2 pseudogenes are annotated in these 12,065 nt (G+C 69.5%); both read left to right on the top strand.

Going from position 1 to position 12,065, the window contains the following annotated elements:
- Positions 1-20 precede the first annotated feature (20 nt).
- A pseudogene (locus OH809_RS08270) lies at positions 21-5,486 on the top strand (SDR family NAD(P)-dependent oxidoreductase); the annotation flags it as partial.
- A gap of 159 nt (positions 5,487-5,645) precedes the next feature.
- Positions 5,646-12,038, top strand: a pseudogene (locus OH809_RS08265) (type I polyketide synthase); the annotation flags it as partial.
- Positions 12,039-12,065: the final 27 nt, after the last annotated feature.

Below are 12,065 nucleotides of genomic sequence, written 5' to 3'. Positions count from 1 at the left end.
AGCTGCGCCTGTACTTACGGAAGGTGACGGGCGAACTGCGCTCGGCCAATCGGCGGATTCGCGACCTGGAAGAGCGCGAGGTCGAGCCGTTGGCGATTGTGGGTATGGCGTGCCGGTATCCGGGTGGTGTGACGTCGCCTGAGGGGTTGTGGCGGTTGGTGGCGGAGGGCCGGGATGCGATCTCGGGTCTGCCGACGGACCGTGGCTGGGATCTGGAGCGGCTCTACGACCCCGATCCCGAGCAGGCGGGGACTGTGTACACGCGCGGCGGCGGCTTTGTGGACGATGCCGGCGAGTTCGATGCGGCTTTCTTCGGGATCAGTCCGCGTGAGGCACTGGCGATGGATCCGCAGCAGCGGTTGCTGTTGGAGGCGTCCTGGGAGGCGTTGGAGGACGCCGGGATCGATCCGGCCGCGCTGCGTGGCAGTGACACAGGTGTCTTCGCCGGTGTCGTGCCCATGGACTACAGCTTGACGATGCCGCCGGAGCTGGAGGGTTTCCGGCTGACGGGAACGACGTCCAGCGTGGTGTCGGGCCGGGTCGCGTACAGCCTCGGTCTGGAGGGGCCGGCGGTGTCGGTGGATACGGCGTGTTCGTCGTCGTTGGTGGCGATGCATCTGGCTTCGCAGGCGTTGCGTTCGGGTGAGTGCTCGATGGCGCTTGTCGGTGGTGTGACGGTGATGTCGGGGCCGTTCTTGTTGCAGGAGTTCAGTCGTCAGCGGGGTCTGGCGGCTGATGGGCGGTGCAAGTCGTATGCGGCGGGTGCGGATGGCACTGGTTTCTCCGACGGTGTGGGTCTGGTCGTTCTGGAGCGGTTGTCGGATGCGCAGCGCAATGGTCACCGGATTCTGGGTGTTCTGCGGGGCAGTGCGGTCAACCAGGATGGTGCGAGTAATGGTCTGACGGCGCCAAATGGTCCCTCGCAGGAGCGTGTCATCCGTCAGGCCCTCGCTAATGCGGGGTTGTCGCCGGCGGATGTGGACGCGGTCGAGGGTCATGGCACGGGTACGCGGTTGGGTGACCCGATCGAGGCGCAGGCGTTGCTGGCGACTTATGGGCAGGACCGGGTGAACGGTCCGCTGCGGTTGGGTTCGATCAAGTCGAATATCGGTCACGCGTCGGCTGCTGCTGGTGTGGCGGGTGTGATCAAGATGGTCAAGGCGATGCAGCACGGTGTGCTGCCGCAGACCTTGAATGTGGATGAGCCGTCGCCGCACATCGACTGGACCGCAGGTGAGGTCGAGCTGCTGACCGAGGCTGTCGAGTGGCCGGGTGGCGACCGGACCCGCCGTGCGGGTGTGTCGTCCTTCGGCGTGAGCGGAACGAACGCTCACGTGATCCTGGAGGAGGCACCGGCAGGGAAGGCTGCTGCCGGTACTGAGGGTGACACTCCCTCAGCAGCACCTGTTGTGCCGGTGCCGGTGCCGGTGGTGGTGTCGGGTAAGAGTGCGGGGGCGTTGGTTGCTCAGGTGGAGCGGTTGAGGTCGCATGTGCTGGCGCGTCCTGAGTTGGGTGTGCTGGATGTGGCGTTCTCGGCGGTGAAGTCGCGGGCGCAGTTCGACCGGCGGGCGGCCGTTGTGGCGTCCGACCGGGATGGTCTGCTTGCAGCGCTGGGCGCGCTGGTTGTGGAGCGGCCGGGCGCGGGCCTGGTTTCCGGCAGGACGGGTTTCCTGTTTTCGGGTCAGGGTGCGCAGCGTGCGGGGATGGGTGCGGGGCTTGCTGCGGCGTATCCGGTGTTCGCTGAGGCCTTGGACGAGGTGTGCGGCAAGCTCGACTCGGTGCTGGGCCGGTCGTTGAAGGAGTTGCTGTTCTCGGAGGAAGGTTCTGCGGAGGCGGCGCTTTTGGATCGGACGGAGTTCACGCAGGCCGCCTTGTTTGCGGTTGAGGTGGCGTTGTTCCGTCTGCTGGAGGCGCTGGGTGTTCGGGCGGATGTGCTGATCGGGCATTCGGTGGGTGAGTTGGCGTGTGCGCATGTGGCGGGTGTGTTGTCGCTGGAGGACGCGTGCGCGCTGGTGGCCGCGCGGGGCCGGCTGATGGGTGCACTGCCTGAGGGTGGTGGCATGGTCGCCGTCCAGGCCACTGAAGAAGAAGTAGCGCAGTCCCTTGCCGGTTTCGAGGGCCGTCTGTCGGTTGCTGCGGTCAATGGTCCGATGGCTGTGGTGGTCTCTGGTGAGCTGGAGGCGATCGAGGAGTGGCTGCCGCAGTGGCAGGAGCAGGGGCGTAGGGCGACACGTCTGCGGGTCAGTCATGCGTTCCACTCGCCGCTGATGGAGCCGATGCTTGATGAGTTCCGCATGATTGCGGAGGGGTTGACGTTCCATCAGCCGTCGATGGCGGTGGTGTCGAACTTGACTGGCGCTTTGGTGTCGTCCGAGCTTGCGGATCCGTCGTACTGGGTGAGTCATGTGCGTGAAGCAGTCCGCTTCGCGGACGGCGTGCGCACGCTTGCCGCGGAGGGTGTCACCCGGTTTGTGGAGCTGGGCCCGGATGCGGTCCTGACCGCGCTGACCCGCCAGACCCTGGTCTCTCTCGACGATGAGGGTGCGGTGTTCGTGCCGGTGCTGCGGGCGCGTGTTCCGGAGGCAGAGGCGTTCGCCGGCTTCCTGGGCCAGGCCCATGCCGCGGGCATCCCGATCGACTGGGACACCTTCTACGCAGGCACCGGAGCCCGACGCGTCGAACTGCCGACCTACGCGTTCCAGCGCGAGCGGTACTGGCTCACACAGGGTGCAGGTTCGGGCTCCGGGGACCCGGCCGCGGCCGGCCTCGGGCGCATCGATCACCCGATTCTCAGTGCTGCGGTTTCGGTCGGTGACCGGGACGAGTGGGTCTTCACCGGACGTCTCTCCCACGACACCGCGCCGTGGGTTCGGGACCATGTGGTGCTCGGTTCGGTGATCGTTCCCGGTACTGCGCTGGTCGAGTTGGCCGGTGCCGCGGGTCGGGAGGCGGGCAGTCCGGTGGTCGAGGAGCTGGTCCTCGAGGCGCCCCTGATGCTGGATGACAGTGTGGCGGTTCGGGTGCAGGTGACCGTCGGTGCGGCCGATGACGAGGGCCGCCGGGAGGTGGCCGTCTTCTCCAGCCCCGAGGTGAGCGACGATGCGGGGCAGCAGGCGGTATGTCACGCCCGGGGCATGCTCGCCACGGCGGAGGAACTCGCCACCGCATGGTCGGCGCAGTGGCCACCGGCCGGTGCGCAGCCCCTCGACACCGACGTGCTGTACGCCCGGCTCGCCGACCTCGGCTACGCATACGGGCCGGCCTTCCAAGGCGTACGGGCAGCCTGGCGCGACGCGGACAGCGTCTATGCCGAGGTGGTGCTCCGCGTTGAAGAGGCCGACACCGCCCAGGGCTTCGGTATCCATCCCGCCGTGTTCGACGCCGCCCTGCACGGAGGCCTCGACTGGATCGACGCGGGCGACGGCTCGGTACGTCTCCCCTTCTCCTGGTCGGGGGTGCACTTCGGTGGGGCAGCCGCGGCTTCCCTCAGGGTGCGGATCGGCTCGGCCGGTAATTCCGAGCTTTGCCTGGAAATGGTCTCGGAAAAGGGCGAACTCATCGTCCATGTAGAGAAATTGAAGTTCCGGACCATCGATCAGGCGCAACTGAAGGCGGTCCGCCGCGACCAGGGCGAAGCCTTGTTCCGTATCGATTGGGTGCCGGTCGAGCAGACCGGTGGGCCGGGTACGGCACCGGCCCGAGTCGTCACGCTCGGGTCGACGGGCCACACCGACCTCGACTTCGACTACCTCGCCGAACTCGACTCACTTGAGCGGTCGGTGGCCGTGGGGGCGCCCGCTCCGGAGCTGGTCGTCGCATCGATCGGTGCCCCGACCGAGCTGAGTGTCGCGGCGGCCCATACCGTCGCCCGAAGCACGCTGGCTCTGGTGCAGCGGTGGCTGGACGCCGAGTCGTTGGCAGCCGCCCAATTGGTGGTGGTCACCCGCCGAGGTATCGCAGTGGGCGACGAGGCAGGCGATCCGGTGTCGGCTCCGGTCTGGGGTCTGGTGCGCAGTGCGCAGTCCGAACACCCGGACCGGTTCCTCCTGGTGGACGTCGACGGAGAGGCGCCGGACTGGGCCTCACTGGCCGACCTGGCCGAGCCTCAGCTCGCGGTCCGCTCGGGTCGGCTGTTCGCGCCGCGCCTGGTCCGGGTCGGCGAGTCCGGCACGTCCGACGAGCTCCGTCGCCCCTGGGACCCGGACGGCACCGTGCTGATCACCGGCGGTACGGGCGGTCTGGGCGCGGTGTTCGCCGAGCATTTCGTGAAGGAGTACGGCACGCGGCACCTCACTCTGGTCAGCCGAAGCGGCCCGGCCGCCGAGGGTGTCCCGGAGCTGGTGGCGGGCCTGGAGGCGCTGGGTGCGCAGGTGCGGGTGGCGGCCTGCGACGTCGCCGACCGCGGCCGGCTCGCGCAGCTCCTCGGTTCGCTGGAGCGCCCGTTGACAGCAGTGGTCCATGCCGCGGGGGTGCTGGACGACGGCCTCGTCGACTCGATGACGCCGGAACAGCTGGAGCGCGTAATGCGTCCGAAGCTGGACGCGGCCCTTCACCTGCACGAACTGACCGTGGACATGGAGCTGTCGGCCTTTGTCCTGTTCTCCTCGATCACCGCTCTGATCGGCACTCCTGGTCAGGCGAACTATGCCGCGGCCAACGCATTCCTGGACGTCCTCGCCGCCCGGCGACGGGCCGACGGGCTGCCCGCGATCTCCCTGGCATGGGGTCTGTGGGCCGAGTCCGCCGGCATGGGCGGCGAGCTCAACGAGGCCGAACTCGCCAGGCTGGCACGCAACGGCGTACAACCGCTGCCCACCGGTCTCGGCCTCGAACTCTTCGACAGATCGGCGCAGTTCGACGCTGCCCTGCTCGCCCCGGTGCTCCTCGACGTCGGCGGGCTCAGGGCGAGGGCACGCGCCGGCACGCTGCCGACGCTGCTGCGTGCGCTTGCTCCCGTAGCGCGACGCACCGAGTCCGTGAGCATCTCCCTTGCCCAGCAGTTCGCCGGCATTCCGGCCGCCGAGCGGGAGCGGACCGTACTGGAATTCGTGCAGCAGCAGGTGGCGGCCGTACTCGGGCACTCCTCGCCCGGCACCATCAGTCCGTCGCGTGCGTTCAAGGACCTCGGATTCGACTCGCTCTCCGCGGTCGAACTGCGGAACCGGCTGACACGGGCCAGCGGCGTACGGCTGGCGCCCACCATGGTCTTCGACCACCCGACGACGATGTCGGTCGCGGAGCTGCTGCTGTCCGAACTCGGCAGTGGTGCCACCGCGGAGCCCTCCGTCGAGGAGCAACTCGGCCGGCTCGAAACGCTGGTCACGGGCCTGGACGGCGCAGAGAAGGCACAGGTGGCCGGTCGGCTTCGCCTCCTTCTCAGCACGATCACCGACAACGGCACGCAAGGGACGAGTGACCGCATCGAGGCGGCCAACAGCATGGGCGAAGTCCTGGAACTCCTGGACGCCGAATTCGGCGAGGCCTAGCCCATGCCCCAAGACCACCACGCACCGAACAGGACAACGGGGATGAGCACTGAAGTGAACGATGTCCAGCAGCAGGAGAAGCTCGTTCGCTACGTGAAGCGGCTGGCCACTGATCTCGACACGACCCGGGCGCGCCTCAAGGACTACGAGGACCGCGCGAACGAGCCGCTGGCCATCGTCGGGATGAGCTGCCGCTATCCGGGCGGTGTCACCTCCCCCGACGAGCTGTGGCAGCTCGTCGCAGAGGGCCGGATCGGCACCGCCGCAGAGTTCCCGTCGGACCGCGGCTGGGACGTGGAGAACCTCTACGACCCGGACCCGGACCACACCGGTACGTCGTACGCCCGCGGTGGCGGATTCGTGGACCGGGCAGCCGAGTTCGACGCCGACTTCTTCGGCGTCAGCCCGCGTGAGGCCTTGGTCATGGATCCACAGCAGCGACTGCTCCTCGAATCGGCCTGGGAGGCATTCGAGGACGCCGGCATCGACATCACGACGCTGCGGGGCAGCGACACGGGTGTGTTCTGCGGAGTGATGTACCAGGACTACGGGTTCGTCGCCGGAACGAGCGACCGGCGGCCCGAGGTCGAGGGCTACCTCTCGATCGCGTCGGCGGGCAGCGTCGCGTCCGGGCGTATCAGCTACACCTTCGGCTTCACCGGCCCCGCGGTCACCGTGGACACGGCCTGTTCGTCCTCGCTCGTCGCGGTGCACCAGGCGGGTCAGGCGCTGCGCGCACGTGAATGCTCGCTGGCGCTGGTCGGCGGTGTCACCGTGCTGGCGCGGCCGAACATCTTCATCGAGTTCAGCCGCCAGCGCGGGGTGTCGCCCGACGGGCGCTGCAAGGCGTACTCGGCTGCGGCCGACGGCGTCGGCTGGGCCGAGGGTTCCGGTCTGCTGGTCCTTGAGCGCCTTTCCGACGCCCGCCGCAACGGCCACCAGGTCTTGGCCGTGATCCGGGGCAGCGCGGTCAACCAGGACGGTGCGAGCAATGGTCTGACGGCGCCGAACGGCCCCTCGCAGGAGCGGGTGATCCGTCAGGCGCTCGTGGACGCCGGGCTGCGCGCAGCCGACGTCGACGCCGTCGAGGGCCATGGCACCGGAACCCCGCTCGGAGACCCGATCGAGGCCAAGGCCCTGCTGGCGACGTATGGCCAGGACCGGGAGAACGGGCCGCTGCGGCTCGGTTCGGTCAAGTCCAACATCGGGCACACGCAGGCCGCCGCCGGTGTGGCCGGGATCATCAAGATGGTGATGGCGCTGCGCAACGGTGTGCTGCCGCGCACCCTGCACGTCGACGCCCCCTCACCCAACGTCGACTGGACAGCCGGCGAGGTGACCCTGCTGACCGAGGCGCAGCCCTGGTCGGCCGGGGAACGGCTGCGTCGCGCAGGCGTATCGTCCTTCGGTGTCAGTGGCACCAACGCGCACGTGATCCTCGAGGAGGCGCCCACCGAGCCTGCCGATGCCGCGACGCCCCCGGAGCCGGCCGATGCCGGAACACCCGTCGAGCCCGTCCGTGCCGGGACGTCTGTCGTCGACGGCGCGTCCTCGGAGGCCGTACCGGTACTGCTGTCCGCGGGCAGCGACGCGGCGCTGCGTGCGCAGGCGGACCGGCTGCGCGCACTGATGATCGCCCAGCCCGAACTCCGGGTCCTCGACATCGGCTTCTCGTCGTCGACCACTCGGGCCCAACTGGAGAAGCGGGCGGCCGTCGTGGCCACCGACCGGGGCTCACTGCTGTCCGGGCTCAAGGCCCTCTCCACCGCAGAACCCGCCGCACACGTACAGGAAGGCCGGAGCAGCGGCGACCGGGCGGTCTTCGTCTTCCCCGGGCAGGGTGCCCAATGGGAGGGGATGGCGGTGGACCTGCTGGACTCCGCGCCGGTCTTCGCCGCCGAGTTCGCCGCCTGCGGCAAGGCACTGTCCGCCCACCTGGACTGGCAGTTGGAGGACGTACTGCGCGGCGCAGCCGGCGCTCCCTCGCTGGACCGGGTCGACGTGGTGCAGCCCGCGCTGTTCGCGGTGATGGTGTCGCTGGCCGCGCTCTGGCAGTCGTACGGTGTCGTGCCCGAGGCGGTCCTCGGGCACTCACAGGGAGAGATCGCCGCCGCCTACGTGGCCGGCGCCCTGTCGCTGGACGACGCCGCCCGGGTCGTGGCGCTGCGCAGCCGCGCCATCCGCGAGCGCCTGGCGGGCAAGGGAGGCATGGCCTCGGTCGCGCTCCCCGTGGACCGGGTCGAGGAACTGATCGAGCCCTACGAAGGGCGTATATCGATCGCGGCGGTCAACGGCCCGTCCGCGGCAGTCGTCTCCGGTGAGGCGGCGGCGCTGGACGACCTCGCGACCGTGTGCAAGCGTGCCGAGATCCGGCTGAACCGCGTATCGGTAGACTACGCCTCGCATTCCGCCCAGGTCGCGACGATCGAGAGCGAACTTCTCGACCTCCTCGCACCCATCACGCCGGGCCCCGGCCGCATCCCCTTCTACTCCACGCTGCGGGGCGAGTTCGTCGACACGACCGAGCTCGGTGCCGCCTACTGGTACCAGAACCTGCGCGGCCAGGTCGGCTTCGAGTCGGGTGTCCGCGCACTGCTCGACAACGGCATGAACTGTTTCATCGAGGTCTCCCCGCACCCCGTGCTGAAGCTCCCGGTGGAGGAGACGATCCATGCCCTGGACGCAGGCGACCGAGCCACCGTGCTCGGGTCGCTGCGCCGCGGCGAGGGCGGATTCGAACGCTTCGCCATGTCCCTGGCCGAGGCGCACACGGTCGGCGCATCGGTGGACTGGCAGGCGTTCTACTCGAACAGCGGGGCGCAGCGTGTCCAGCTGCCGACGTACGCGTTCCAGCGGCAGCACTACTGGATGATGCCGGGCTCGGCAGGCGATCCGGCGGCAAACGGGCTCGGTCGCATCACGCACCCGCTGCTGGCCGCAGTGGTACAGGTGGGCGAGCGGGACGAGTGGCTGTTCACGGGGCGGGTGTCGCAGGACGCCCAGCCGTGGACACAGGATCATGCCGTCCTCGGCACCGTGCTCCTGCCGGGCGCCGCTCTCGTCGAACTGGCCCTGGCCGCAGGAACCGAGGTCGGCACCCCGGTCGTGGACGAGTTGGTGCTGCAGGCTCCTCTGATCTTGGATGAGGGTGCTGCGCGGCAGGTGCAGGTCATGGTTGGTGTGCAGGACGAGGACGGTCGTCGCGAGGTCGGGGTGTATTCCCGGGCGGAGACGGTCGAGGATGCGGCTGTCTGCCATGCGCGTGGGTGGCTGACGACCAGGACCGAGGAGTCGAGCCCGTTCCCCACGGCCTGGCCGCCCAGGGCGGCGGCACCTGTTGCCCTTGAAGCGCTGTACCCGCGGCTTGCTGAGAGCGGTTATGAGTACGGGCCGGTGTTTCAGGGGCTGCGTGCGGCGTGGCGGGTCGGTGAGGATCTGTATGCCGAGGTGGTGTTGCCCGAGGGCGCTGGTGGTGAGGGCTTTGGTGTGCATCCGGCGTTGTTCGATGCGGTGTTGCACGGTGGGTTGGTGGGGAGGGATCCGGCTTCTGGTGTGGATCTTCCGTTCTCCTGGTCGGGTGTGCGGTTGGGGCATGGTGCCGGGTCGCGGGTGAGGGCGCGTATTGGCCGGGCTGAGGGGTCTGCGTTGCGGATCGATGTCGTGGATGAGCGTGGTGCGCTGGTTGTCGCGGTGGATGCGCTGTCGGTGCGTCCGGTGGATCGGGCGCAGCTGGAGGGTGCTCGGCGGGGCGGGCAGAACGCGTTGTTCCGGCTGGATTGGTCGGCCGTGTCGGGGGCGTCGGCGGGGCCGGTGGCTTCGGTGGCGGTGCTGGGCGGGTGCTTTGTTCCGGGTGAGCGTTTCGCGGATCTGGCGGCGTTGGAGGGGGCGGTGGCTGAGGGGGCTGCTGTTCCGGAGGTCGTGGCTGTTGCGGTGGAGTCGTTGCCGGTGTCGGATGTGGCTTCGGCTGCGCGGGCGGTGGTGGCGGGCACGTTGGAGTTGCTTCAGCGGTGGCTGGCCAGTGAGGTGCTGGCGGGTGCGCGGCTGTTGGTGGTGACGCGTAACGCGGTTGGGGTGGGTGAGCAGGTTCCGGATCTGGTGCAGGCTCCGGTGTGGGGTCTGGTGCGCAGTGCGCAGTCGGAGCATCCGGGCCGGATCACGCTCGTGGATGTCGATGGTGACGTGGTTCCGGAGTGGTCCGCGGTGATCGGTGTTGATGAGCCGCAGCTCGCGGTCCGTGCCGGAGAGCTGCTCGCCCCCCGCCTGGCACGCGCAGAGGCGCCGGCTGTCGATGGTGCCTGGCGGCTGGGGAGCAAGCGTAAGGGGTCGCTGGAAGACCTCGCGATCATTCCCTCGAGCGGGGACCGACCGCTTGGTGTCAACGAGGTGCGGGTCGGTATCCGGGCCGCGGGTCTGAACTTCCGGGATGTGCTGATCGCGCTGGGTATGTATCCCGGCGAGGCCCCGCTCGGCAGTGAGGCGGCCGGCGTGGTTCTGGAAGTCGGCGCCGAGGTGACCGACCTGGCCCCCGGCGACCGGGTGTTCGGCTTGGTGCTGGACGCTTTCGGCCCGGTGGCGATCGCAGACCGGCGCACGATCGTGCCGATGCCGAAGAGCTTCTCGTTCATCGAGGCAGCAGCCCTGCCCGTGGTCTACCTCACCGCGTACTACGGCCTCGTGGACCTGGCCGCACTGCAGCCCGGTGAGCGGCTGTTGGTGCACGCGGCTGCCGGTGGTGTGGGGTCGGCCGCGGTGCAGTTGGCGCGGCACTTCGGTGCGGAGGTCCTGGCCACGGCGAGCGAACCGAAGTGGGACGCGGTGCGTGGCCTCGGTGTAGCCGAGGACCGGATCGCCTCTTCCCGGGACCTGTCCTTCCGGGAGAAGTTCCTCCAGGTCACGGAGGGCGCCGGCGTCGATGTGGTGCTGAACGCGCTGGCCGGTGAGTTCATCGATGCGTCGCTGGATCTGCTGCCGCGCGGTGGCCGGTTCATCGAGATGGGCAAGGCAGACCTCCGCGACCCGGACGTCATCGCCGCCGAGCGTGCCGGAACGCGGTACCGCTCGTACGACCTCCTGGAGGCCGGCCCCGACCGCATCCAGGAAATGCTGTCCGAAGTCGTCGCACTCTTCGAACAGGGTGTGCTCGAACACGCACCGATCCGTACCTGGGACGTACGCCGGGGTGCGGAGGCCTTCCGGTTCCTGCGCGAGGGCCGCAACACCGGCAAGGTCGTCCTGACCGTCCCGGCGCCGCTGGACCAGGACGGCACGGTCCTGATCACCGGAGGCACCGGCGGCCTGGGCGCCTTGTTCGCCAAGCACCTCGCCAGGCAGCACGGCGTCAAGAACCTGCTGCTGGTCAGTCGGCGAGGCCCTGCCGCCGACGGCGTACCGGAACTGCTCGCGGAGCTGGCGGAACTCGGTGCCGACGCCCGGGCGGCGGCATGCGACGTGTCCGACCGCGAGCAGCTGGCACAGCTGCTCGGCGAGCTGGAGCACCCCCTGCGCACCGTGATCCACTCGGCCGGTGTGCTGGACGACGGTGTGATCGAGTCGCTGACGCCGGAACAGCTGGAGCGGGTGATGCGACCGAAGATCGACGCGGCGCTGAACCTGCACGAACTGACCGCGGACATGGAGCTCTCGGCGTTCGTCCTCTTCTCCTCCCTCGCCGCGCTGATCGGCAGTCCGGGCCAGGCCAACTACGCCGCGGCCAACGCCTTCCTGGATGCTCTGGCCGCCCGGCGCCGGGCGGAGGGAAGGCCGGCCAGCTCGCTGGCGTGGGGCCTCTGGGGCGACGCCACAGGTATGACCGGTGAACTCGGCGAGGCCGGACTCGCTCGGCTGGAGCGCATGGGTGTCGCCGCACTGTCGAACGAGCTGGGGCTCGAACTGTTCGACGCGGCACGGCAGCTCGACGAGGCCCTGCTCGTGCCCGCCCGCCTCGACCAGCCGGCGCTGCGGGCCCAGGCGCAGTCCGGCCTGCTGCCCGCGCTGATGCGGGGACTCGTCCGGACGCCGGCGCGGCGGACCGGGACCGTCGGCCGCTCGCTCGCCGACCGCCTGGCCGGGGCGGACCCGGAGGAGTGGGAGCGCATCACGCTCGATCTCGTACGGGCCCAGGTCGCCTCGGTGCTGGGGCACGCCTCGGCCGAGAGCATCGAACCCGACCGCGCTTTCAAGGAGCTCGGCTTCGACTCACTGGCGGCGGTGGAACTGCGCAACCGGCTCACTCCGGCCACCGGCCTGCGACTGCCCACCACCCTCGTCTTCGACCACCCGAATCCGCTGGCGGTGGCGCGCTACCTGATCCCGGTCGCCATGCCGGGCGCGGCATCGGGCGACACGGGCCGGCGTGCCGAGGAGGACGAGATCCGCGACCTGCTCGCCTCGATCCCGATCGGCCGCCTGCGTCAGGCCGGGCTGCTCGACACGCTGGTCGAGCTGGCCTCCGGCGGCCCCGGTGACGCCGAGTCCACGGGTGACGACGCCGTATCCATCGACGAGATGGACGTCGAGGCACTCATTCGCATGACCCAGGCAGACGTGGAATGAGCAACGACTCCACTGCGCCCGAACCGA

Source organism: Streptomyces sp. NBC_00873, assembly GCF_045207415.1.
Classification (GTDB): Bacteria; Actinomycetota; Actinomycetes; order Streptomycetales; family Streptomycetaceae; genus Streptomyces.
Note: the sequence above shows the minus strand (reverse complement) of the source record. Positions and strands in the feature narration are given on the sequence as shown.